The organism is Pseudomonas guangdongensis (assembly GCF_900105885.1).
Taxonomy (GTDB): Bacteria; Pseudomonadota; Gammaproteobacteria; order Pseudomonadales; family Pseudomonadaceae; genus Geopseudomonas; species Geopseudomonas guangdongensis.
In genome coordinates this window covers 2,899,784-2,923,452 of sequence record NZ_LT629780.1, presented here as the reverse complement: position 1 = coordinate 2,923,452, position 23,669 = coordinate 2,899,784, and the positions used below count along the sequence as shown (strand labels likewise).

The following is a 23,669-nucleotide window of genomic DNA, read 5'->3' as shown; positions in this document are numbered from 1 at the left end:
TGGGAAACGGGAATGGCAGAAAAAGAAAACCCCGCACGGGGCGGGGCCAAGGAGACTAGATGGGGCGAGTATAGGGCGCGGGTTGTGAAGGTTTCGTGATGCGGACGCGGGCTGTGCCGGTGTTTGCAGCCAGTGCCAGGGATGGCATGAGTCGGCGCGGTTTCCCGGTGCGCGTGGCGCATCCTGCGGGACTGTCGGGCTGGGGCGTTGCCCCGTCCGGTTTCAGGCGCCGGCCGGGCGGTGGGCCGTCAGGTGGAAGCGGACGAGATGGAGGGCAAGCAGCAAGCAGGGCAGGACGAAGCCGCCGCCCATGACCGCGGCGCCGAGGGCGTCGGAGATCGAAAAACGCTCAAGCGCCGGGTTCGCGACAGGCCACGCCAGCAACGCCACCGAGCCGGCCACGCTGCCGCAGATCGGCAGCCATCGGCGGGCGGGCCGATCGAGCACCCAGCCGATGCTCATGACGAGGTGGCACAGCCAAGCCAACACGATCAGCAGACCGACCATGCCCGCGCCCGGCGAGCCGGCGCCGGCCATTCCCGCCAGCATCAGCGAGCAGAGAATGCCGTATGCGGAGAGCAGATAGCAGGCGATGATAATTGCAAGGCGGCGGGTGCGGTGCATTTTGTGGGGAGCTCAGTAATAGGTGATATTTGTTATGGTTTGAGGTGAATTAGGTTTTCGAATTTCATCGTTGTGTCTGATTTTTCTGCTGGCGGGTGATTTTTGGATTTTTGGGTGAGCTGGATTGGATGCTCGGGTCTATTGTTTTCTTTGGTTGTTGGTTATTTGTTGGGGTTTGGGTGTTTTCCTGAAGATTTTTTATTTTATCCAGTACCTCATTGATCTCTTCGGTTGAACTTGCCTCTATTTCAATTTCTTTAGTTTTTATGCGGACTCTTCTTCCATTTTTGGCGGTTATCCATGTGCTTGCGACATATGCAAGTGCGGCAATTAATGCTTCTGCGTTGTTGAAGACGAATTCACCAATTAGGCCGCCGCTGCCTGCTGCGCAGTCCATGGCAAAGCTGCGCTGGCTACTTGCGTGTGCGCCTTTGGAAAACTCATTCAGCTCATTTTGATATTCAGGGCTGAAGATGTCATTGTCTTTGTCTGATCTTTTTAGGTGGAGCTCGAATATTTCAGATTTTGGCATGTTTCTTCCTTGTGATCCGGTTTTGCTGAGGATTGTATTAATCGGTAGTATATTGGATGAGAATGGTGGGTGAGATATTTGTCAGAATTTATAATGTGGGATTTTGACTGTGGCTAAAGCTGAGAGCAGGTTATGCGCCATGATGAGAAGTCCCTTTGCGTACGGCATTTTTGCAATGCGGCGAGGTTAACGCGTCATCCAGACAAAAAACAACCTGGGCAGCGCTGGCTGCCTAGGTTGTCCGCACCAAGTCTCAAACTGTCATCAAACCCCGTAATTGCCTAACTCCCTTGCAATCAACATCCGCTGAATCTCGCTGGTGCCCTCGTAGATCTGCGTGATCCGCGCATCGCGGTAGTAGCGCTCTACCGGGTAATCCTCCAGGTAGCCGTAGCCGCCGTGGATCTGGATGGCGCTGGAGCAGACCTGTTCGGCCATTTCCGAGGCGAACAGCTTGGCCTGCGAGGCTTCGGACAGGCAGGGCAGGCCGGCGCTTTTCAGGCGGGCGGCGTGCAGGGTGAGCAGGCGCGCGGCGTTGAGGCGGGTGTGCATGTCGGCCAGCAGGTTGGCGATGCTCTGGTGCTCGATGATCGGCTTGCCGAACTGCACGCGTTCGCGGGCGTAGCGCAGGGCGGCGTCGAAGGCGGCGCGGGCGATGCCGAGGGCCTGGGCGGCGATGCCGATGCGCCCCCCCTCCAGGTTGGAAAGGGCGATGGCCAGGCCCTTGCCGCGTTCGCCGAGCAGGTTCTCCTGCGGGATGCGGCAGTCGTCGAGGGCGATGGCGCAGGTGTCGGAGGCGCGCAGGCCCATCTTGTGTTCGGCGCGCTCGACCACGAAGCCGGGGGTGTCGGTGGGCACCAGGAAGGCCGACAGGCCCTTTTTGCCCAGTTCCGGGTCGGTGACGGCGAAGACGATGGCCAGCTTGGCACGCTTGCCGTTGGTGACGAACTGCTTGGCGCCGTTGAGCACCCAGTGGCCGTCCTTGAGCTCGGCGCGGGTGCGCAGGTTGTGGGCCTCGGAGCCGGCCTGCGGTTCGGTCAGGCAGAAGCAGCCGATGGCCCGGCCGCCGGCCAGCACGGGCAGCCAGGCTTCCTTCTGTGCCTGGGTGCCGTAGTTGAGCAGCGGGCCGCAGCCCACCGAGTTGTGCACGCTCATCAGCGCGCCCAGGGCGCCGTCGCCGGCGGAGACTTCCTCCACCGCCAGGGCGTAGGCCACGTAGTCGATGTAGCTGCCGCCCCATTCCTCGGGCACCACCATGCCGAGCAGGCCCAGTTCGCCCATTTGGGCGATCAGGGCGTCGTCGATCCAGCCGGCCTTTTCCCAGGCGGCGGCGCGCGGAGCGATCTCGCGCTGGGCGAAGTCGTGCGCCATGTCGCGGATCATCCGTTGTTCTTCGGTGAATTCGAGGTCGTTCATGGCCGTTCTCTCTTGTTCTTGTCCGGTGGCTGCGGGCGCTTCAGCGGCTGGCGCGGGCGAACAGGCGCTGTACCTGGGCGGGGTCGACGGCCTCCAGGTGCGGTGGGTTCCAGCGCGGGTTCTTGTCCTTGTCGACGATCAGCGCGCGCACGCCTTCGATGAAGTCGCCGGCGGCGAACCACTGGCGGTCCAGGTGCAGTTCCTGGGCGAAACACTCGGCCAGCGACAGCTGGCGGCCCCGGCGCAGCAGTTCGAGGGTCACGCACAGGGCCAGCGGCGAGCGGCTGTCGAGAACCTTGAGGGTGTCCTCGGCCCAGGCGCGGAAGGCCTCGCGGGTTTCGCCCTGCAGCGAGGCGCGGATCGCCGCGATGCTGTCCTGGGCGAAGTGCTGTTCGATGGCCGGGTGCAGCGCCTGGAGTTCGGCACCGGGCAGGGTACGCGAGGCGAGGGTGGCGAGCAGGGTGCGCAGGGTTTCGCGCGCCGGGGTGTTCCAGCTCAGGTTGTCCAGGCAGCGGTCGAACTCGGCGAGCTGTTCGCTGGGCAGGCACCAGTCGGCCAGGCCCGCGTAGAGCGCGTCGGCGGCGCGGATCTGGTTGCCGGTGACGCCCAGGTAGGTGCCCAGCTCGCCGGGCAGGCGCGACAGGAAGTGGCTGGAGCCGACGTCGGGGAAGTAGCCGATGGCGGTTTCCGGCATGCCCATGCGCGTGCGTTCGGTGATCACCCGCAGCGCGGCGCCCTGCATCAGGCCCATGCCGCCGCCGAGTACGAAGCCGTCGACCAGGGCGAGGAAGGGCTTGGGATAGGCGTGGATGTACTGGTCGAGGGCGTATTCCTCCTCGAAGAAGCGCTGCCACTGGTCGTCGCCGGCCTGGTAGCTGTCGTACAGGGCGCGGATGTCGCCGCCGGCGCAGAAGGCCTTTTCGCCGGCACCGCGCAGCACCACGGCGAGGATCTGCCCGTCGTCGGCCCAGGCCGACAGCTGGCGCTGCAGCAGGCGGACCATGTCCAGGTTGAGGGCGTTGAGGCCCTGCGGGCGGTTGAGGGTGAGGTGGCCGATGCGGTTGCGCACTTCGGCCAGGACGGGGGCTGCGCTCATGCCTGGGGTTCCTTGCGGTAGAGGTTGATGATCGCCGAGAAGTCCAGGCCGCCATGGCCCTGGGCGCTGAAGGTCTGGTAGAGCTGCTGGGCGAGGGCGCCGAGGATCACCGGCTGGCGTGCCTGCCGGGCGGCCTCGCTGGCCAGGCCGAGGTCCTTGAGCATCAGGTCGCAGCCGAAGCCGCCGCTGTAGCCGCGCGCGGCCGGCACGTTGTCCATCACCCCGGGGAAAGGGTTGTAGGTGTCGGAACTCCAGCAGCGGCCGCTGGAGGTGTTGATGACGCCGGCCAGCACCTGGGGATCGACGCCCAGGGCCACGCCGAGGTTCATCGCTTCGGCGACGCCGATCATCGAGATGCCCAGCAGCAGGTTGTTGGCCACCTTGGCGGCCTGGCCGTTGCCGTGGCCGCCGCAGTGGACGATGTTCTTGCCCATCGCCGCGAGCAGCGGTCGGGCGCGGGCGAAGTCGGCATCGCTGCCGCCGACCATGAAGGTCAGGGTGCCGGCCGCGGCGCCGCCAGTGCCGCCGGACACCGGCGCGTCGAGCATCGGGTTGCCCTGCGCCTCGGCGGCGGCGGCCACCTCGCGGGCGCTGTGCGGGTCGATGGTCGAGCAGTCGATCAGCAGCACGCGGGGGCGGGCGTGGGCGAGCAGGCCGTCGTCGCCTAGGTAGACCGCCTTCACCTGCGCAGCGGCCGGCAGCATGGTGACGATGACCTCGACGTCCGCCGTGGCCACCGCGCCCGCCGAGTCGACGGCGTGGGCGCCGGCCTCGACCAGGGCGGCGACCGCCGCCGGCACCGGATCGAAGACGCTCAGCCGGTGGCCGGCCTTGAGCAGGTTGCGGGCCATGGGCGCTCCCATGTTGCCGAGTCCGAGAAAGCCGATATGCATGCCGAGTCCTCTTCTTGTCGTTCTGGTTGGACGGCCGGCGCGTGCGGCGCCGGCCGCCCCGACTCACTTCAGGGTGATGGTGGTGTTGACGTGGCCGACCTCGTCCTCGTCGAACCAGCGTGCGGTGACGGTCTTGGTCTGGGTGTAGAACTGCACCACCTGCTTGCCGTAGGGGCCGAGGTCGCCGAGCTTGGAGGCCCGCGAGCCGGTGAAGGAGAAGATCGGCACCGGCACCGGGATCGGCACGTTGATGCCGACCTGGCCGACGTCGATCTCTTCCTGGAAGTGCCGCGCGGCGGCGCCGGAGCGTGTGAAGATGGCCGTGCCGTTGCCGTTGGGGTTGGCGTTGATGATGGCGATGGCCTCGTCCATGGTCGCCGCCTGCATCACGCACAGCACCGGGCCGAAGATCTCTTCCCGGTAGATGGTCATCTCACGGGTGACGCCGGAGAAAATGGTCGGGGCGACGAAGTTGCCGTCGGCGTAGCCCGGCACCTGCGGGTTGCGCCCGTCGAGCAGCAGCTCGGCGCCTTCGGCCACGCCGCAGCCGATCAGCTCCTCGACCCGCGCCCGCGCCGCGCGGGAGATCAGCGGGCCGACGTCGGTGCCCGGCTCGCTGCCGGCGCCGACCTTGAGGGTGCGGGCCTTCTCCACCAGCTCCGGCAGCCAGCTCTGCGCCTCGCCGACCAGGATCACCACCGACAGCGCCATGCAGCGCTGGCCGGCCGCGCCGAAGCAGGCGCCGACCAGGTTGGCCAGGGTCTGCTGCTTGTGGGCGTCGGGCAGGACGATGGCGTGGTTCTTGGCGCCCATCATGCACTGTGCGCGCTTGCCGCTGAGCGATGCGCGCTCGTAGACGTGGGTGCCGACCCGGGTGGAGCCGACGAAGGACACCGCCTTGATGTCCGGGTGGTCGCACAAGAGGTTCACCGCGTCGGCGCCGCCATGGATGACGTTGAGCACGCCCGCCGGAATGCCGGCTTCCAAGGCCAGCTCGACCAGGCGCATGGTGACCATCGGGTCCTGCTCGGAGGGCTTGAGGACGAAGGTGTTGCCGGTGGCGATGGCCATCGGGAACATCCACAGCGGAATCATCGCCGGGAAGTTGAACGGGGTGATGCCGGCGCACACGCCCAGCGGCTGGTTGAGGGTGTAGGTGTCGACGCCGCCAGCGACGTTGTTGGCCAGTTCGCCGAGCTGCAGGCTGCCGATGTTGGCGGCGTGCTCGACCACCTCCAGGCCGCGGAACACGTCGCCCTCGGCGTCCGGCAGGGTCTTGCCCTGTTCGGCGCTGAGCAGCGCCGCCAGTTCCTGCATGTTCTCGCGGATCAGCTGCTGGTACTTGAGGAGGATCCGCGCGCGGGCACCGATGGGGGTCTTGCGCCAGCTCTTGAAGGCCTCCCTGGCGCTGGCCACGGCGGCGTTCATCTCATCGACGGTGGCGAAGGGTACGCGGGCCAGCACCTCCTGGGTGGCCGGGTTGACGACGTCGCGCCACTCGGTGGTTTGCGATTCGACGAACTCGCCGCCGATCAGCAGCTTGACGGTGGGAAGGGTGCGGGTCGCGGTCATGGTCACCTCGCCAGTGGGGCTGTCTTGTCGTTGTTATGGTCGGAGCGCCGGCGTTGCCGGGCCGTAAAACAACGCTAGCAGTGGAAAATTGCCATGCACAGTGGCGCAATTTGCACATCGCCTGTGCAGATTCGCACAATGGCGGCGGAGCGCCGCGCCGGGGCAAGCTGTACCCGCGCACGTTCCGCACACGCACACGGGAGACACACCGATGGACTGGGACAACCTGCGCTACTTCCTCGAACTGTCGCGCGCCGGTACCCTGACCGCCGCCGCGCGCCGGCTGGGCGTCGATCACACCACGGTGGCGCGGCGCATCCAGGCGCTGGAGAAGAGCCACGGCGCCGCGCTGTTCGTCCGCGCCGCCAGCGGCTACAGCCTGAGCGAGAGCGGCCGGCGCCTGCTGCCGCAGGTCGAGGCGATGGAAAGCGCCTTCTCCGGCATCGAGACGCGCCCCGGCGGCGGCGAGGACAACCTCTCCGGGCTGGTGCGCATCGGCGCCACCGAGGGCTACGGCAGCGTGCTGCTGGCCGGGCAACTGGCCGAGCTGACCGCCCGCCACCCGCACCTGCAGGTCGACCTGCTGGCGGTGCCGCGGATGGTCAACCTGTCGCGCCGCGAGGCGGACATCGTCATCACCCTCGACCGCCCCGAGCGCGGGCCGTACATCATCACCCGGCTCACCGACTACGTGCTGCGCCTGTACGCCAGCGAGCGCTACCTGGCCGGGCGGGCGCCGATCCGCAGCCGCGACGACCTGCGCGAGCACAGTTTCGTCGGCTACATCGATGACCTGCTCTACAGCAAGGAACTGCACTACCTGGAGGAGCTGGGCCGGCCGCGCCATGTGGCGCTGCGCAGCACCAGCATCCTCGCCCAGCAGCGCGCGGCGGCGGCCGGCGCCGGGCTGGCGATCCTCCCGGCGTTCGCCGCCGCCGGCGAGCCGGCGCTGCGCGAGGTGCTGCCCGGCGAGGTGGAGTTCGTGCGCACCTTCTGGATGCTGATGCCGGTGGAGATCAAGGACCTGTCGCGGATGCGCGCGGCGTGGAACTTCCTGCGCGAGACGGCGGCGCAGCAGCAGGCGCTGCTGATGGGCCGCGCGGCGGATGCCGGGATGGCGCCATGAGCGCGGCGACCGAGAAGGGCACCATCTCCGCCGCGCTGGTGGAGGAGGCGCTGCTCGAACTGCGCCGCCTTGGCCACGACGCCGAGGCGCTGCTGCGCGGCGTCGGCATCGACCCGCCGGCGCTGGCGCAGCCCGGCGCGCGGGTGCCGGCGGCGCTCTACGCGCGGCTCTGGCTGGCCAGCGTGCGGGTGCTCGACGACGAGTTCTTCGCCATGAACCGGCGGCGCATGAAGCCCGGCAGCTTCGCCTTCATGGCCCGCGCCGCGCTGGGCGAGGCCAGCGTCGGTGCGGCGCTGGAGGGTGCGCTGCGCTTTCTCGGCCTGGTCCTCGACGACCTCGATCCGCGCCTGTCGCGCTGCGGCGCGCTGGCCGAGATCGTCCTCGACGAGCCGCCGGGGCCGCCGCCGCGCGCCTTCACCTGCTTCACCCTGTGGCTGATGATCCACGGCCTGGCCTGCTGGCTGGCCGGGCAGCGCCTGCCGATCCTGGCCATCGACCTGCGCTCCCCGGCGCCGGACTACGACGGCGACTACCGGGTGATGTTCGGCCCGAACCTGAACTTCTCCCGCCCGCGCAGCCGCCTGCTGCTCGACGCCCGCGCCCTCGACCAGCCGGTGCGGCGCGGCAAGGACGAGCTGCGGCGCTTCCTGGCCGGGGCGCCGGCCAACATCCTGGTCCGCTACCGCGATCCGCAGAGCCTGGCGATGCGCGTGCGGGCCCACCTGCGCGCCCTGGCGCCGGCCGACTGGCCGGACCTGGAGGCCCTGGCGCGGCACTTCCACATGGGCGCCTCGACCCTGCGCCGTCATCTGGCCCAGGAGGGCCAGTCCTACCAGTCGCTCAAGGACCAGTTGCGCCGCGACCTGGCCATCGCCCATCTCGACGGCGGCGAGCCGAACTTCGCCGAGCTGGCCTTCGGGCTGGGCTTTGCCGACGCCAGCGCCTTCTACAAGGCGTTCCGCAAGTGGACCGGGGCGACGCCGGGGCAGTACCGCACGCTGATCCGCCAGCGCGGCCGGCACGCCGCAATTGTCCAAACTGCTCGCGAGGATTGACGAGTTTCGACATTGCCCGCCCGTCCGGGGCGGCGCGACTATCCGGCCAGCTCCACACAACAACAAGCCGGGAGTCATCACCATGCGCGATTATCAGAGCGCCGTCGGCGCCTTCGATCTGCAGCGCGCCGTCGCGGCGGCGCTGAGCGGCTCGCTGGAGGCCGTCAACGCCTGCGTCGAATGCTGCGACCGCCACGCCCTGCCGGGCCGCATCGCCCTGTTCTGGGAGGGCCGCGACGGCACTCGCAGCACCTGGACCTTCAGCCAGCTCCAGGACGCCTCGGCGCGGCTGGCCAACTACTTGCGGCAGCAGGGCGTGCGCCCCGGCGATACCGTGGCTGGCCTGCTGCCGCGCACTCCCGAACTGCTGATCACCATCCTCGGCACCTGGCGCCTGGGCGCGGTGTACCAGCCGCTGTTCACCGCCTTCGGTCCCAAGGCCATCGAATACCGCCTGGCCGCCTCGGCGGCGCGGCTGGTGGTCACCGACGCCGGCAACCGCGCCAAGCTCGACGAGGTGCCCGACGCGCCGCCGATCCTCACCGTCAGCGGGCCGAAGGGGCAGGGTATCCGTCGCGGCGACGGCAGCTTCTGGGCCGAGCTGGAGGCGCAGGACGCGAGCTTCGCGCCGGTGCCGCGCCGCGGCGACGATCCCTTCCTGCTGATGTTCACCTCCGGCACCACCGGGCCGTCCAAGCCGCTGCAGGTGCCGCTCAAGGCCATCGTCGCGTTCACCGGCTACATGCGCCAGGCCATCGACCTGCGCCCCGAGGACGCCTTCTGGAACCTCGCCGATCCGGGCTGGGCCTACGGCCTCTACTACGCGGTCACCGGGCCGCTGGCGCTGGGCTACCCGACCACCTTCTACGACGGGCCGTTCAGCGTGGAGAGCACCTGCCGGATCGTCCGCCAGTACGGCATCACCAACCTGGCCGGCTCGCCCACCGCCTTCCGTCTGCTGATGGCCGCCCGCGAGGAGGTCGAGGCGCAGCTGCGCGGGCGCCTGCGCGCGGTGAGCAGCGCCGGCGAGCCGCTGACCCCGGAGGTGATCCGCTGGTTCGCCGAACGCCTGCAGGCGCCGATCCACGACCACTACGGGCAGACCGAGATGGGCATGGTGCTGTGCAACCACCATGGTCTCGAACATCCCGTGCATCTGGGCGCGGCCGGCTACTCGGTGCCCGGCCACCGGGTGGTGGTGGTCGACGAGCAGCTGCGCGAGCTGCCCCCCGGCCAGCCCGGCATCCTCGCCGTGGATCGCCGTCAGTCGCCGCTGTTCTGGTTCCCCGGCTACCTGGGCCAGCCGACCCGCGCCTTCGCCGGGCGCTACTATCTGAGTGGCGACACCGTGGAGCTGAACCAGGACGGCAGCATCAGCTTCATCGGCCGCAACGACGACGTGATCACCACCGCCGGCTACCGGGTCGGCCCGTTCGACGTGGAAAGCGCGCTGATCGAGCACCCGGCGGTGATCGAGGCGGCGGTGGTCGGCAAGCCCGATCCGGAGCGCACCGAGGTGGTCAAGGCCTTCGTCGTGCTGCACGCGCCGTACCGCGGCGATGCCTCGCTGGCCGAGGCGCTGCGCCAGCACGTGCGCCAGCGCCTGTCGGCGCATGCCTACCCGCGCGAGGTGGAGTTCGTCGCCGAGCTGCCGAAGACCCCGAGCGGCAAGATCCAGCGCTTCCTGCTGCGCAGCCAGGAAATCGCCCGTGCCCAGGGCCAGGCGCCGCAGGCCGCCGCCCACTGAGCGAGGAACCGTCATGCAGATCGACAACAGCGTATTTCTGATCAGCGGCGGCGGCTCGGGCCTCGGCCTGGCCACCGCCCGCGAACTGGTCGGCGCCGGCGCCCGGGTGGTGCTCGCCGACATCGACGCCGCCGCGGCCCGCGCGGCGGCCCTGGAACTGGGCGCGGCGGCGTTGGCGGTGGCCTGCGACGTGACCTGCGAGACGCAGGTGCAGGCTGCGGTGGACGCCGCGCTGGCGCAGTTCGGCGCCCTGCACGGGGTGGTCAGCTGCGCCGGGGTGGCGCCGGCCGAGAAGCTCCTCGGCCGCGACGGCGTTCACGATCTGGCGCGCTTTCGCCGGGTGATCGAGATCAACCTGAACGGCACCTTCAACCTGCTGCGCCTGGGCGCCGAAGCGATGGCGTGCAACGCGCCGAACGCCGACGGCGAGCGTGGGGTGATCGTCAACACCGCCTCGGTGGCGGCCTTCGACGGGCAGATCGGCCAATGCGCCTATGCCGCCTCGAAGAGCGCGGTGGTCGGCCTGACCCTGCCGGCGGCGCGCGAGCTGGCGCGCTCGGGCATCCGGGTGATGTGCATCGCCCCCGGGGTGTTCGAGACGCCGATGATGGCCGGCATGCCCCAGGAAGTGCGCGCCGCGCTGGCCGCCAACGTGCCGTTCCCGCCCCGCCTGGGGCACCCGTCCGAATACGCCGCGCTGGTGCGGCACATCGTCGCCAACCCCATGCTCAACGGCGAGGTCATCCGTCTGGATGGCGCGCTGCGCATGGCGGCGAAATGAATGCAACGAGGAGCGAGACCATGAACATGAAAGACCCGGTAGTCATCGTCGGCAGCGCCCGCACGCCGATGGGCGGGTTCCAGGGCGAGCTGAGCGAGATGAGCGCCGCCGAACTGGGCGCGGTGGCGATCCGCGCCGCGCTCGACCGCGCCGGCCTCGCCGCCGAGGCGGTGGACGAGGTGCTCATGGGCTGCGTGCTGCAGGCCGGCCAGGGCCAGGCGCCGGCCCGCCAGGCGGCGCTGGGCGCGGGACTGGCGCAGGGCGCGCTGTGCTCGACGCTGAACAAGATGTGCGGCTCGGGAATGAAGGCGGTGATGCTCGGCCACGACCAGTTGATCGCCGGCAGCGCCTCGGTGGTGGTCGCCGGCGGCATGGAAAGCATGTCCCGCGCGCCCTACCTGCTCGACCGCGCGCGCGGCGGCTATCGCCTCGGCCATGGCCGGGTGCTCGACCACATGTTCCTCGACGGTCTGGAGGACGCCTACGAGACGGGGCGGCTGATGGGCACCTTCGCCGAGGACTGCGCCAGCGCCTACGGCTTCGGCCGCCGCGAGCAGGACGCCTACGCCATCGCCTCCCTGGAGCGGGCGCAGAAGGCCATGGCCGAGGGCCGCTTCGCTGCGGAGATCGTCGCCGTCGAGGCGCGCATCGGCCGCGAACGCCGGCTGATCGACGCCGACGAGCAGCCGCCCAAGGCGCGTCTGGACAAGATTCCGACCCTGAAGCCGGCGTTCCGCGAGGGCGGCACCGTCACCGCGGCCAACTCCAGCTCGATCTCCGACGGCGCCGCCGCGCTGCTGCTGATGCGCCAGTCCGAGGCCGAGCGCCGCGGCCTGACCCCGCTGGCGCGGATCGTCGCCCAGGCGTCCTTCGCCCAGGCGCCGAGCCTGTTCACCACCGCGCCGGTGGGGGCGATTCGTCGCCTGCTGGAGCGTAGCGGCTGGGCGCTGGAGGCGGTGGAGCTGTTCGAGATCAACGAGGCCTTCGCCGTGGTGCCGATGGCGGCGATGCGCGAGCTGGGCATCGCCCACGAGCGCCTCAACGTCCACGGCGGCGCCTGCGCGCTGGGCCACCCGATCGGCGCGTCCGGCGCGCGGGTGCTGGTGACCCTGCTCTGCGCCCTGCAGCAGTACGACCTGACCCGCGGCGTCGCCTCGGTGTGCATCGGCGGCGGCGAAGCCACCGCCGTGGCCATCGAGCGCCTGCGCTGACCCTTGCCCCCAGGAGTTATGCCATGAGCTACCAACACATCCGGGTCGAGCGCGACGGCGCCGTCGGGCTGATCGTCCTCGACCGTCCCCAGGCGCTCAATGCGCTGAACAGCGCGCTGCTGGAGGAGCTGAACCGCGCGCTGGACGCCTTCGAACACGACCGCGAGATCGGCTGCGTGCTGCTGAGCGGTTCGGACAAGGCCTTCGCCGCCGGCGCCGACATCCGCGAGATGGTCGGGCTGCATTTCCCCGACAGCTATCTGGAGGAGTTCTTCGCCGGCGTCGACCGGGTCGCCGCACGGCGCAAGCCGGTGATCGCCGCGGTGGCCGGCTATGCGCTGGGCGGCGGCTTCGAGCTGGCGCTGGCCTGCGACTTCATCATCGCCGCCGACAATGCGCGCTTCGCCCTGCCGGAGATCACCCTCGGCGTGTTGCCCGGCGGTGGTGGCACCCAGCGTCTGGCGCGGCTGGTCGGCCGCGCCAAGGCGATGGAAATGACCCTTACCGGGCGCCAGTTCGATGCCGCCGAGGCCGAGCGCTGCGGCGTGGTGGCCCGCGTGGTGCCGCTGGCCGAGCTGCAGGCGACGGCGCTGGACACCGCCCGGCAGATCGCCGCGCGCTCGCGCACCGCGGTGCTGATGATCAAGGAGTGCATCCAGCGCTGCGACGAGAGTTCGCTGGCCGAGGGCCTGCGCTTCGAGCGCCGGCTGTTCCATGCCGCCTTCGCCACCGCCGACCAGAAGGAAGGCATGGGCGCCTTCCTGGAGAAGCGCCCGGCGCAGTTCCAGCGCTGAACGGGGCGAGGCGGGACTGCGCAGGTGGTCCGGCCTCGCCCTGGCGGTGCGAAACAGGCCCGATCCTGCCGGGGTTCGCTCCCCGTGCCCTCGCGGCGCGGATGGCGCTCCCGCAGGACTCGGTCGCTCACTGCAGCGACTTGCGCAGCCGCCCCAGGGCGCCGGCGAAGAACAGCGCGCCGATGCCGGCCAGGGCGAGGAACTGCGGCCAGACGATGTCCAGCCCCGCGCCGCGGAACAGGATGGCCTGGGCGAGCTGGACGAAGTGGGTGGTGGGCGCCACCAGCATCACCTGCTGCACCAGTTCGGGCATGCTCTCGCGGGGGGTGACGCCGCCGGAGAGGATCTGCAACGGCATCAGCACGAGAATCACCAGCAGACCCAGCTGCGGCATCGAGCGCGCCACTGTGCCGAAGAAGATGCCCATCGAGGTGGCGGCGAACAGGTGCAGCGCGCTGCCGGCTACGAACAGCGCCAGCGAGCCCTGCAGCGGCACGTCCAGCCAGCCCTGCACCACCACGCGCAGCGAGAAGGCGGCGGCGACCAGCACCACCAGGCCCATCGCCCAGACCTTGCCGAGCATGATCTCCAGCGGCGTGACCGGCATCACCAGCAGGTGCTCGATGGTGCCGTGCTCGCGCTCGCGGATCAGCGCGGCGCCGGTGAGGATGATCGCCAGCATGGTGATCTGGTTGATCACCTCGTTGACCGCGCCGAACCAGGCGCGCACCAGGTTGGGGTTGAAGGCCATGCGGATCACCGCGTCCACCGCCAGCGGCTCGCTGCCGCGGTAGCGCTGCACGAAGGCGGCGGTCTCGGCGGCGACGATCTGCTGGATGTGCCCGGCGCCGGTGAACGCCTGACTGACCTGGGTGGCGTCGACGTTGAGCTGCACGCTGGGGCTACGCCCGGCCAGCAGGTCGGCCTGGAAGTTCGGCGGGATGTTCAGGGTGAAGGTGTAGCGCCCGGCGTCCATGCCGCTGTCCATCGCGGCGAGGTCGATGTGCGCGGGCGGCATGAAGTAGGGCATCTGCAGGCCGTCGAGGATCCGCGCCGAAACCTGCGAGCGGTCCTCGTCGACCACCGCGACGCTGGCGCGGTGCGGCGCCTCGGGCAGCGCGGTGGCGCTGGAGTAGATGGCCAGGGTGAAGGCGTAGACGATCAGCGCCACCAGCGCCGGGTCGCGGTACAGGCTGCGCAGTTCCTTGAGGCCGAGCTGGAGGATGTTGCCGAGGGCGCGCATGTCACTTCTCCTGCTTGCGCAGGCCGGCGACGCTGATCAGGGTCAGCACCGGGATGGCCGCCAGCATGGGCAACAGGTAGGGCCACAGCTCGGCCAGCCCGAGCGCCTTGGAGAACACCCCGCGGCTGACGATCAGGAAGTGGCTGGTGGGGTAGAGCTGGGCGACGAAGGCGCTGGGGCCTTCCAGCGCCGAGACCGGGTGGGTCAGCCCGGAGAACTGGATGGCCGGCAGCAGGGTGGCGATGGCGGTGCCGAAGATCGCCGCGATCTGGCTGCGCAGGATCGACGACATCAACAGGCCCAGGCCGGTGGCGCAGGTGACGTAGAGCAGCGCGCCGAGGCACAGGGCGAGCAGGCTGCCCTTGACCGGGATGCCGAAGACGAACACCGCGAGCAGCACCAGGGTGAGGAAGTTGATCATCCCCAGGCCGATGTAGGGCAGCTGCTTGCCGAGCAGGAACTCCAGGCGGGTCACCGGAGTGACGTAGAAGTTGGTGATCGAGCCGAGTTCCTTCTCGCGCACCACGCCCAGGGCGGTGAGCATCGCCGGGATCATCATCAGCAGGATCGGGATCATCGCCGGCACCATCGCCGGCAGGCTCTGCACGTCCGGGTTGTAGCGGTAGCGGATCGCCACGTCGACCTGCGGCGTGGCGTCCACGCCGGCGCGGCGCGCCAGCTCCTGCAGGTGGCTGGCGTGGATGCCCTGCACGTAGCCCTTGATGGTGTCGGCGCGCATCGGCATGGCGCCGTCGATCCAGAAGGCGATCTGCGGGGCGGTGCCGCGCTTGAGGTCGCGGGCGAAGTTCGGCGGGATCTCGATGCCCAGGCTGATTTCGCCGCTGCGCAGGCGACGGTCCAGCTCGGCGTGGTCGGCGATGGGCGCCCGCTCGGTGAAGTAGCGCGAGCCGGCGATGTCCAGCAGATAGGCCTGGCTGCTGGTGGTCTGGTCGCGATCCAGCACCGCGTAGGTGAGGTTCTCCACGTCGTAGCTGACCCCGTAGCCCATGATGAACATCAGCAGCACGGTGCCGAGCATCGCCAGGGTGGCGCGCACCGGGTCGCGGCGCAGCTCCATGGACTCGCGGCGGCTGTAGCTGAGCAGGCGGCGTAGGCTGAAGCGGGCGTGGGGCGCGGCGTGGTCGGTGGCGGCGGGCGGAGTGTCCGCGGCGTGGCCGGCTGGCGTCTCGACGGCGCCGCCGTCGGCCTCGGCCACGGCGTCGCGCAGGTAGGCGATGAAGGTGCTTTCCAGGTCCGGCAGGCCGCGCTTGTCGATCAGCGCCTGCGGGGTGTCGCTGTCCAGCACGCGGCCGGCGTGCATCAGCGAGATGCGGTCGCAGCGCAGCGCCTCGTTCATGAAGTGGGTGGAGATGAAGATGGTCACGCCGTCCTCGCGCGACAGCTGCACCAGCAGCTCCCAGAAGCCGTCGCGGGCCACCGGGTCGACCCCCGAGGTGGGTTCGTCGAGGATCAGGATTTCCGGGCGGTGGATCACCGCTACCGCCAGCGACAGACGCTGGCGCACGCCCAGCGGCAGGCGTTCGGGCAGGCTGTCCACCTCGTCGGCCAGCTCGAAGCGTTCGAGCATCTCCCGGATGCGCGCCTCGCGCTCGGCGGCGGGGATGTGGAACAGCCGGGCGTGCAGGTCGAGGTTCTGCCGCACGCTCAGCTCGCCGTACAGCGAGAAGGCCTGGGACATGTAGCCGACCCGCTGCCGGGTCTGCAGGTCGTGGGGATCGACCGGCTTGCCGAACAGCAGCGCCTCGCCCTCGCTGGCCGGCAGCAAGCCGGTGAGCATCTTCATGGTGGTCGACTTGCCGCAGCCGTTGGAGCCGAGGAAACCGAAGATCTCCCCGCGCTCGATGCGAAAGCTCACCGAATCCACCGCGACGAAGTCGCCGAAGCGCATGGTCAGGCCGTGGGCCTCGATGGCCGTCGCGTCGCTGGGCGGGCGCGGGGGGATTGCCAGGGCGCGGTGGCGGCGGCGCTTCTCCTCCGGCAGCAGGCGGATGAAGGCTTCCTCCAGGCTGGCGCTTGCGGTGCGCGCCAGCAGCTCGGCGGGGCTGCCGGTGGCGAGGATGCGCCCGGCGTCCATGGCCACCAGGTGGTCGAAACGCTGCGCTTCGTCCATGTAGGCGGTGGCGACCAGCACGCTCATCTGCGGACGCCCGGCGCGGATGCGCCCGATCAGCTCCCAGAACTGGCTGCGCGACAGCGGATCGACCCCGGTGGTCGGCTCGTCGAGGATCAGCAGGTCGGGATCGTGGATCAGCGCGCAGCACAGGCCGAGCTTCTGCTTCATGCCGCCGGAGAGCTTGCCGGCCGGGCGGTCGAGGAAGGGATGCAGGCCGGTGCTGCGGGTCAGCGCGTCGATCCGCTGTTGCCGTTCGGCGCGGTCCTGGCCGAACAGGCGGGCGAAGAACTCCAGGTTTTCGGCGACGGTGAGGGTCGGATAGAGGTTCTTGCCCAGTCCCTGGGGCATGTAGGCGATGCGCGGGCAGACGGCACGGCGGTGCGCGGCGTCGCTCATCTCGCCGTCCAGCACCCGCACGCGGCCCCGCTGGATCTGCCGGGCGCCGGCGATCAGCGCCAGCAGGCTGGACTTGCCGACCCCGTCCGGGCCGATCAGGCCGACCATGCGCCGGGCGGGAATCTCCAGCTGGATGTCGTCGAGGGCGCAGGTCTGGCCGTAGCGCAGGCCGACGTCCGCCAGGTGCGCCACGGTGGCGTTCGCGCCGTTCATTGGCCGACGTTGATCTGCAGGTGGGCCGGCCATTCGGCGCCGTCGTCGAGCTTGAGCCAGGCCACGCCGGGTAGCCCGGTCTTCACCCGTTCGCGGTGCTTTCTCAGCAGCTCGGGGTCGATGCGCGCCTTGACGCGGAACATCATCTTCTCCCGCTCGCTGGCGGTCTCCACCGTCTTGGGGGTGAACTGGGCGACGCTGGCCACGTAGCTGACTTTCGCCGGGATCACGTACTGCGGCGCGGCGTCGAGGACCAGCCGCGCCTCGCTGCCGATCGCCACCCGCCCGGCCTGCCGCTCGGGCAGGAAGAAGGTCATGTAGACGTCGGCGAGGTCGACCAGATTGAGCAACTTGCCGCCGGCGCCGAGCACCTCGCCCGGCTGGGCGATGCGGTACTGCACGCGCGCGGCGCGGTCGGTCTTGAGCTGGCTGTCGTCGAGGTCGGCGCGCAGGCGCTCGACCGTGGCGCGGGCCGCCAGGGCGGCGGATTCGGCTTCGATCACCTGGGAGCGCGCCGCCTCGATGGCGGCCTGCTCGGCCAGCACCTGGGCGCGGGCGGCGCTGAGGGTCGCTGCGGCGCTCTGCCGGGCGGCGAGGTCGTCGTCCAGCTGCTGGCGCGACACGGCGCGGCTCTGCACCAGCGCCTCGGTGCGCCGGTAGCGCTTGTCGGCGGCGTTGAGCTCGGCCTGGCGCTGCACCACCACGGCCTCGGCGCTGGCCTTCTGGCTCTCGCGCTGGGCGACCATGGCGCGGGCGGTGAGGATGGCGTTTTCCGCCTGGCGCACCTGCGCTTCGGCCTGGCGCAGCTGGGCGTCGAGGTTGCTGGTGTCCATGCGGGCGAGGATCTGTCCCGGTTCGACGAAATCGCCCTCATCGACCTCGATGTGGGCGATGCGCCCGGCCAGCTTGCTGGCCACGTCGATCTCGGTGGCCTCGATGCGACCGTTGCCCTTGACCAGGCCGGCGTCTGCATCCCCCGGGCGCAGCTGATACCAGGCACCCAGCGCGACGAGCGCCAGTGCAGCCAGCAGTACGCCACGCCCCATCCATTTGTTCTGCTTCATCGCATCCATCCGTTCTCGACCGGCTTTTCGAGTCCAGAGGGTAAGCCCGCCGGCGGCGGCTGTCACTGCGGCAGATCAGGGCAAAGGTGCATGGCAGACGGCAGCGCCGCTTGGCAGCCGTGGCATCGGGCCGCCGCAGGGCGCGCGGGGAGGGTGATTCAGGCCAGCGGCTGGGCTTCGCGGCGGGTGCTGCAGGCCAGGCACAGGCTGACGCCGTCGGCGCTGTGCATGTGGCCGCCGCAGAAGATGCAGCTGCCTTCCCAGGTGCCGGCTTCCCAGCAGTAGAGTTTCCAGGCGTTGAGTATCCACCAGACGGTGCCCCAGGCGAGCCCGCCCAGCAGCGGTACGCTGGCCAGATCGCGCAGCGAAGCGGCGAAGAGTTCAGGCAGCGCGCTCACCAGCAGCATGCCCAGCAGGGCGCCGGCCATCAGCAGCCCCGGCATGCCGAACAGGCGCCACATCTGTTCCAGTCGTGTCATTTCCATTGTCGGCCCTCCCTGTGGGACGGCCGACGATATGACGCGGATCGACCGGCTTCCGTGATGCGTTTAGCAATTTTGCGGGGTGCCGGTGCAGTCGCCGCGCTCAGCCGTGTGCGGCGGGATGCCGGTGGGGTGCCAGCAACCAGCGCGGGTCCTTGGCCCGCAGGCCCTGCAGGCCGTCCTGCAGCCAGTGCTCGGCAGCCCTTTCCGCGCGCTGGATGAGCGTGCCCGTGTGGGTGAAGTCGTAGGTATTGATGGCCTGCGGACACAGCGGCGGCAGGACGATCAGCTCGCAGCGTGCGGCGAAGCGGTCGATGTCGGCCAGCAGCTGACGCATCGCCAGCAGGTTGATGGCGTGCAGGGCGACGGCCAGCGCCCCGCGCGGCGGTTTCTGCAGGGCGCAGGGGGTGCCGGTCGGCAGGATCACCACCCTGCTCGCGCCCAGGGCTACTGCCGCGGCAATGGGGGTGTTGCTGGCGATGCCGCCATCCATCAGCGGTCGCCCATCGATGACCACGGCCGGGAATACCGCCGGAATGGCGGCGCTGGCGAGCAGCGCCTGGCTGGCTTCGCCCGAGGAGAGGATGACCTCCGTGCCGTCGAGGGCGTCGGTGGCGACGACGTGGCAGGGCAGGGCGGCCTGCTCCAGCCTGCGGTAGGGCAACTGCGTGGCGATGAGGCTCTGCAGCGGGCCGGGCCGGGTCAAGAAGTCGCGCCGGCCGAGCAGGCCGAGGAGGGTGTCGAACGGGGCAAACGGAAAGATGTCCGTACGCCGCAGATCCAGCCAGATGCGTTCGAGGCGCGCGATGCCGGCGGCATCGGGGGCGGCAGCATAGTAGGCGGCGTTGATCGCCCCGACCGAGGCGCCGACGACGAAGTCGGGAACGATCTGCGCCCGGTCCAGCGCCTTGAGCATGCCGACCTGCACGGCACCGAGGCTGCCGCCGCCGGCCAGCACGAATGCGGTCTTGCCTGGGCTCATGTGCGGTTTCCTCGACGCCGGAGCGGGATTCCCATCCCGTTTCACGATAGCCGATGCGCGCGGTCTGCCCGCTCATGCTCCATTACGAATCGGTAATCCACCGGCAAGCGGTTTGACGGTCCCGCCCGGGCAGAATGGCTGGCATGCACTCCCCTGGCAGCCCGCCGCTGCGGCTTGGGTGTCGGAGATGCAGGAGTGCGAGCCCTTCTTCCAGCCTATGAGAGACCTGTCATCTATGAAAGCCAAGATCCTTGCCGTTGCCCTGCTGTGCCTCGCCGGCGTCGCCCATGCCGGCGAAACCGGTGCGCCTCGCGCGGACATCGCCCGGGTGCTGAGCATCGAGATCCCCGCCAGCGCCAGCTGCGAAACCACCACGGCGTTGATGACCTACCGCGACAGCCAGGGCGAGCAGCACCAGCAGTCCTACCTGCGTGCGTCCGAAGCCTGCTTGCGGGGCTGAGAGGTAGGCATCGACGCCTGCGGCATGGATGCCGTGCAGCGGAATTAGGTGCCTGTCGATCACGCTCGCTGTCGTACGACCCGGAAACGCAAAAGCCCCGCGCTATGTCGGGGCTGCTTTCTATTGTCGGCTTGAGACTGCTGGCGCGTGGCGCGTCGAATTGCGGAAAGCTCATCAGGGCTGCATCGAGATGCCCCCGCAAGCTCTGAAGAATATGGTCGAAGCCGGAGTCGAATAGTGGCCTGAAAGCCGCATTCTTGAAGGGTTTTTTGCCTTGGGTGTCCTGGTCGTATACCTAAATCCGAAAGTACCCCAGCCGGGCACCTTCGCCCGGGCATCTGCTGGCGCTTTTTGATACTGGGGAGTTTGTCGCGTGCGCACTGCTCAGGATGCGCGCAAAAGCGCTCACATCTAACGTGCCCAAAAACGTCCTTCTAATCGGCAAGGCTGCGCCTCGCATAGTGACTGCTGGAAAACCTTCAGTGCCAGCAGGACAGCCGCCAGCAGCTCGCATAGGTCAGGCCATGCCATCGGCCAGCGGATCAGCCGGGACGCGTCCTGCGGCCTCTCAGGGCGTTCTAGTGGGGGTGGTGGGGGCGATGCTGCGAAAATAGCATCAGGTCGGGCGATGCTCATATCTGAGTAACGGATGCAGCCATGATGTGATCTTGACGTGATCCGCGAACCCTTGGTGCAACCTTAGCGGCTGGCCTAATGGTGATCTTGACGTGATCCATGCGGAACCTTGGGGTAAACATGGGGTGATCCTGCAAAACCTTACCGTGATCTTACCGTGAAAGGTGCCGTGATCTTGCCGTACTCCCGGCGCATTCCCTACCCGTATCGACGATGGCGGCCTGTAAGCGTCTCAGAAGCGCCTGACGGCTCAGGCCATAGGGGGTTGCCGCACCCTTGCTCTTTTTGTCTGGCGGGACGCGACGCAAGCCCCAACAGGGCGCAGCGGCGCAGTCCCGGCCTCCGCTTGCGATCTATCCCCTTCATCCTTCGCTAATGGCTCGGATTCAGGGATAGATATGTCTGACGTGGGCGTCACTACCTTTGTACCCTGCGCGTCACTACCTTCGACGCTGGGTGTCACTACCTTGCTGGGGGTAGTGTCGCCGGCGTCACTACCTACCGGTTGGCTGAAATAGTGCCGGTTCAGGGTGTAGTGGTTGGCTTTCCCCTGCCATGTGCCACGCTTCACCAGCTCGATAAGCCCCAGCTCTAGCAGTCGCCTGATAGTCCTGTTGGCGGTGCGGATGGTGGTGCCGGTGCGTCTGCCGATGGTCGCCATACTCAGCCAGGCTATGCCGGTCTTGGAGTTCATCGTGTTGGCTATCACGATCAGCGCGGCCAGCTCGGCGCGGCTCAGGTGTGCCAATGCTGCGGCGTCATCTAGCCATTGCTGCTTCTCGACTGGCCCCATCGCCTTGCCGGCGTCATCCTTCGCCGTCATAGCGGTGGCCTCGCTGGTAGTCGGTCTGGTCGGTCACAGGCCAGCCCTCCGCACCACCTCGATAATCAGCAGCGTGAAGGCCAGCAGTCCGGCGAATGTCAGGACGTACAGGGCAGCGATGCCGGCGACCTGTACGGCGGTGGTAAAATGCGCCTTGCGACGGGCTGCGCTGCTGGTATGGGGTGCGGCCTTTTTCATGCGCGCACCTCGCGTTCGGCCAGACGTGCAGACAGGTACGCCTCGACTTCCTGCCGGACGAAATAGATACGGCTGCGGCGGTCGGTGCCATCCTTCAGCGGCTTGGGGAACTGCGGGTCACGGGCGCGCAGCTTGTCGATACCCGAGCGGGTACGGTGCATGACGCGGGCCAGATCGGCCATCGTCCACAGCTCGGGGGTGCTGGCGCTCGGGGTGGTTGCTTGGATCATGTCGGATGCTCCTGTGTGAGTACAGGTCGCAGGTTATGCGGCGTGGCCGGCGCTGTTGATCCAATAGGGCAGGGGCTTTTGAGTCAGTCAGTTCGGCCAGCTTCCAGCCGCTCGACGGCCTCAGCGGCGCGCATGGCTTCGCGGTACTGGCGCAGGTAGCGGACGGCGGTCGGTTCACCAATCCTAAAATTCACGGCGGCGGCGTTCTGGCTTGCGCCAGCTTCGATCAGGTCGGTCATGTACGCTCCGACTTCCGGCCAGTAGGCGGCAGGCCGCCGGTTCTGCGCGGTAAGGTGCAGCTCATTACACAAGGCGGCGGCTCTCCGGGCCTGGGGCTTGCCCATGCTGGCTTCGATAGCGCCAGCCAGGTACTCGGCAAGGTTCGCCGGCAGCGCCTCGCCACGGCGCAGGCAGGCCGCCACAAGGCGCAGGGCTTCGGCGGCCTGCTCAGGGTCGGATTCGGCGCGGCTGATAGCGTCTTGCGCGGCCAGATCAAACGGAAATACCGGGTGCATCAGCCAGCCTCCCCGGTGCGTTTGATCCGCGCCACGTTGCCGCCATCCTCGCCACGGTGGGCAAACTCGAACGGTGCAGTGAACTGCTCCCGGCAGGCGTCCAGATAATCGCTCCACCACTGACACATAAGGCGGCGCTCGCCTAGGTGTTCGGCCTTGTGGATGTAGGCGGCGCGTACCCCGTTGCGTTCCTGGTGGCTCATTTGCCGTTCTACCGCGTCACGGCTCCACAGCCCCGACTCCACCAGCGCCGAACAGGCCATAGTGCGGAATCCATGCCCGCATACCTCGGTCTTGGTGTCGTACCCCATGCGGCGCAGGGCGGCGTTTACGGTGTTTTCGCTCATCGGCTTCTGCGGTTGGTGATCGTTCGGAAAGATCAGCTCGAAGCGCCCGGTGAGCTGGCGCACCTGCTCGAGTACGGCCATTGCCTGCCGGCTCAGGGGTACAAGGTGCGGCGTCCCCATCTTGGAGCCTCGCGTGGAATGCTTCACGCCTTCAATCGGTGCCCGCTCGCCGGGGATCGTCCACAGCGCCCGGTCGAAGTCGATTTCCTCCCAGCGGGCAAAGCGCAGTTCGCTCGAGCGGACGAAAACCAGCAGGGTGAGCTGTACGGCCAGGCGGGTGAGCTGGCGTCCTTTGTAGGCGTCCAAGCGTTCCAGCAGCTCGGGAAGGCGCTCCAAGGGTAGCGCGGCGCGGTGGGTGGTCTTGCCGGTCGCCGTAGCACCTTGCAGGTCGCTCGCCGGGTTGGTGTCGATAATCCCGAGCTGTACGGCGCGGCGCATGATGCCGGTAATGCACTGGCGCAGGCGGCTCGCCAGGTCTAGGGCTTCGCGCTGCTCCACTGCCTTGAGCGGAGCCAGCAGGTCGCGTGTTTTCAGGTCGGCTATCGGGCGCTTGCCGATTGCCGGGAACAGGTTTTTCTCCATCCGGCTCAGGACGTTCTGCGCGTGGGCTGGCTTCCACTTGGCGGCGTTGGCGGCGTGCCAGTCACGGGCCACTGCCTCGAAGGTGTGCGCGGTGGCTGCTATGGCTTCGGCCTTCGCCTGCCGGGCGTGCTCGAGCGGGTCGATACCCTGCGCCAGCAGTGCCAGGGCTTCGGCGCGGCGTTCGCGTGCGGCCTTCAGGCCAAGGGCCGGGTAGTTACCGAAAGTGGCGAGGCCGGAGCGGCCATCCGGACGGGTGAACTTGAAGCGCCAGGTCTTAGTGCCTGACGGCTTCACCAGCAGGTAAAGCCCTTGCCCGTCGAACAGGGGGTACTCCTTTTCGCGGGGCTTGGCGGCGTCACATTTGGGGTCAGTGAGCGGGGTAACGGTGCGGGCCATTGGTATACGTTTCCATATCGAATCGGTGTATACCTAAACATATACCTAAATGGCGGGGCTATCCAGATGCACGCGGGATAACCCAGGCACAAAAAAACCGGCTCAAGTGGCCGGTTTCTCT

The 23,669-nt window shown here is 68.5% G+C and carries 23 protein-coding genes; 7 read left to right on the top strand and 16 right to left on the bottom strand.

The genetic code is table 11. The features are described 5' to 3' along the window. Positions 1–222 precede the first annotated feature (222 nt). The 6 genes from BLU22_RS13595 to BLU22_RS13575 all read right to left on the bottom strand — a co-directional run bounded on the left by BLU22_RS13595 (position 223) and on the right by BLU22_RS13575 (position 6,133). Entirely contained in the window at positions 223–624 is a 402-nt protein-coding gene (locus BLU22_RS13595) for a hypothetical protein (RefSeq protein ID WP_090215543.1), read from the bottom strand. Positions 625–688: 64 nt separating this feature from the next. Further along, positions 689–1,156: a hypothetical protein gene (locus BLU22_RS15000; protein ID WP_157719004.1), complete on the bottom strand. Its 468-nt coding sequence runs from the start codon at positions 1,154–1,156 to the stop codon at positions 689–691. A 264-nt stretch (positions 1,157–1,420) separates the two neighbouring features. Beyond that, positions 1,421–2,572 carry an acyl-CoA dehydrogenase gene (locus BLU22_RS13590; protein ID WP_090215540.1) on the bottom strand — a complete coding sequence of 384 codons (1,152 nt, stop codon included), beginning with the start codon at positions 2,570–2,572 and terminating at the stop codon, positions 1,421–1,423. A gap of 40 nt (positions 2,573–2,612) precedes the next feature. After that, complete coding sequence (locus BLU22_RS13585) at positions 2,613–3,668, bottom strand: enoyl-CoA hydratase/isomerase family protein (RefSeq protein WP_090215537.1); 1,056 nt, start codon at positions 3,666–3,668, stop codon at positions 2,613–2,615. After that, positions 3,665–4,561, bottom strand: coding sequence for a 3-hydroxyisobutyrate dehydrogenase (mmsB, locus tag BLU22_RS13580; protein ID WP_090215534.1), 897 nt, complete (start codon positions 4,559–4,561; stop codon positions 3,665–3,667). The genes BLU22_RS13585 and mmsB overlap by 4 nt, the downstream gene beginning before the upstream one ends. Before the next feature lie 63 nt (positions 4,562–4,624). Then, a complete protein-coding gene (locus tag BLU22_RS13575) occupies positions 4,625–6,133 on the bottom strand; it encodes a CoA-acylating methylmalonate-semialdehyde dehydrogenase (RefSeq protein WP_090215532.1) in 1,509 nt (502 codons plus the stop codon). A 211-nt stretch (positions 6,134–6,344) separates the two neighbouring features. Here BLU22_RS13575 and BLU22_RS13570 point away from each other — a divergent pair, with 211 nt between their 5' ends. From BLU22_RS13570 to BLU22_RS13545, 6 genes are all read left to right on the top strand, one after another. Beyond that, positions 6,345–7,259, top strand: coding sequence for a LysR family transcriptional regulator (locus BLU22_RS13570; protein ID WP_090215528.1), 915 nt, complete (start codon positions 6,345–6,347; stop codon positions 7,257–7,259). Continuing rightward, positions 7,256–8,314 carry an AraC family transcriptional regulator gene (locus BLU22_RS13565; protein ID WP_090215526.1) on the top strand — a complete coding sequence of 353 codons (1,059 nt, stop codon included), beginning with the start codon at positions 7,256–7,258 and terminating at the stop codon, positions 8,312–8,314. The genes BLU22_RS13570 and BLU22_RS13565 overlap by 4 nt, the downstream gene beginning before the upstream one ends. Before the next feature lie 82 nt (positions 8,315–8,396). Continuing rightward, positions 8,397–10,061, top strand: coding sequence for an AMP-binding protein (locus BLU22_RS13560; protein WP_090215524.1), 1,665 nt, complete (start codon positions 8,397–8,399; stop codon positions 10,059–10,061). 13 nt (positions 10,062–10,074) lie between these two features. Next, positions 10,075–10,842: an SDR family NAD(P)-dependent oxidoreductase gene (locus BLU22_RS13555; protein ID WP_090215522.1), complete on the top strand. Its 768-nt coding sequence runs from the start codon at positions 10,075–10,077 to the stop codon at positions 10,840–10,842. A gap of 20 nt (positions 10,843–10,862) precedes the next feature. Beyond that, a complete protein-coding gene (locus BLU22_RS13550; protein ID WP_090215519.1) occupies positions 10,863–12,053 on the top strand; it encodes an acetyl-CoA C-acyltransferase in 1,191 nt (396 codons plus the stop codon). A 23-nt stretch (positions 12,054–12,076) separates the two neighbouring features. Further along, complete coding sequence (locus BLU22_RS13545) at positions 12,077–12,847, top strand: enoyl-CoA hydratase-related protein (protein ID WP_090215517.1); 771 nt, start codon at positions 12,077–12,079, stop codon at positions 12,845–12,847. A 127-nt stretch (positions 12,848–12,974) separates the two neighbouring features. Here the strand turns inward: BLU22_RS13545 and BLU22_RS13540 are convergent, their stop codons facing one another. The 5 genes from BLU22_RS13540 to BLU22_RS13520 all read right to left on the bottom strand — a co-directional run bounded on the left by BLU22_RS13540 (position 12,975) and on the right by BLU22_RS13520 (position 19,361). Continuing rightward, a complete protein-coding gene (locus tag BLU22_RS13540) occupies positions 12,975–14,090 on the bottom strand; it encodes an ABC transporter permease (protein WP_090215515.1) in 1,116 nt (371 codons plus the stop codon). A 1-nt stretch (position 14,091) separates the two neighbouring features. Next, positions 14,092–16,833, bottom strand: a complete 2,742-nt coding sequence (gene rbbA / locus BLU22_RS13535) for a ribosome-associated ATPase/putative transporter RbbA (RefSeq protein WP_090215513.1) — start codon at positions 16,831–16,833, stop codon at positions 14,092–14,094. After that, positions 16,830–17,897: an HlyD family secretion protein gene (locus tag BLU22_RS13530; protein ID WP_173867183.1), complete on the bottom strand. Its 1,068-nt coding sequence runs from the start codon at positions 17,895–17,897 to the stop codon at positions 16,830–16,832. Before BLU22_RS13530 ends, rbbA begins: the two co-directional genes overlap by 4 nt. 158 nt (positions 17,898–18,055) lie before the next feature. Further along, positions 18,056–18,382 (bottom strand): hypothetical protein, encoded by a 327-nt coding sequence (locus tag BLU22_RS13525; protein ID WP_090215508.1) that lies wholly within the window; start codon positions 18,380–18,382, stop codon positions 18,056–18,058. A gap of 100 nt (positions 18,383–18,482) precedes the next feature. Then, positions 18,483–19,361, bottom strand: a complete 879-nt coding sequence (locus BLU22_RS13520; protein WP_090215505.1) for a patatin-like phospholipase family protein — start codon at positions 19,359–19,361, stop codon at positions 18,483–18,485. A gap of 235 nt (positions 19,362–19,596) precedes the next feature. Between BLU22_RS13520 and BLU22_RS13515 the strand changes: the two genes are divergently transcribed. Next, the gene (locus tag BLU22_RS13515; RefSeq protein ID WP_090215503.1) at positions 19,597–19,821 is read left to right on the top strand and encodes a DUF2790 domain-containing protein; all 225 of its coding nucleotides are present in this window, start codon (positions 19,597–19,599) and stop codon (positions 19,819–19,821) included. Positions 19,822–20,707: 886 nt separating this feature from the next. Here the strand turns inward: BLU22_RS13515 and BLU22_RS13510 are convergent. The 5 genes from BLU22_RS13510 to BLU22_RS13495 all read right to left on the bottom strand — a co-directional run bounded on the left by BLU22_RS13510 (position 20,708) and on the right by BLU22_RS13495 (position 23,548). Continuing rightward, complete coding sequence (locus BLU22_RS13510; protein WP_090215500.1) at positions 20,708–21,280, bottom strand: helix-turn-helix domain-containing protein; 573 nt, start codon at positions 21,278–21,280, stop codon at positions 20,708–20,710. A gap of 33 nt (positions 21,281–21,313) precedes the next feature. Further along, complete coding sequence (locus BLU22_RS14995; protein WP_157719003.1) at positions 21,314–21,478, bottom strand: hypothetical protein; 165 nt, start codon at positions 21,476–21,478, stop codon at positions 21,314–21,316. After that, positions 21,475–21,708 (bottom strand): transcriptional regulator, encoded by a 234-nt coding sequence (locus BLU22_RS13505; protein ID WP_090215496.1) that lies wholly within the window; start codon positions 21,706–21,708, stop codon positions 21,475–21,477. The genes BLU22_RS14995 and BLU22_RS13505 overlap by 4 nt, the downstream gene beginning before the upstream one ends. Positions 21,709–21,791: 83 nt before the next feature. Beyond that, positions 21,792–22,223: a hypothetical protein gene (locus BLU22_RS13500; RefSeq protein WP_090215491.1), complete on the bottom strand. Its 432-nt coding sequence runs from the start codon at positions 22,221–22,223 to the stop codon at positions 21,792–21,794. Then, positions 22,223–23,548, bottom strand: coding sequence for a tyrosine-type recombinase/integrase (locus BLU22_RS13495; protein WP_090215488.1), 1,326 nt, complete (start codon positions 23,546–23,548; stop codon positions 22,223–22,225). The genes BLU22_RS13500 and BLU22_RS13495 overlap by 1 nt, the downstream gene beginning before the upstream one ends. Between the last annotated feature and the right edge of the window lie 121 nt (positions 23,549–23,669).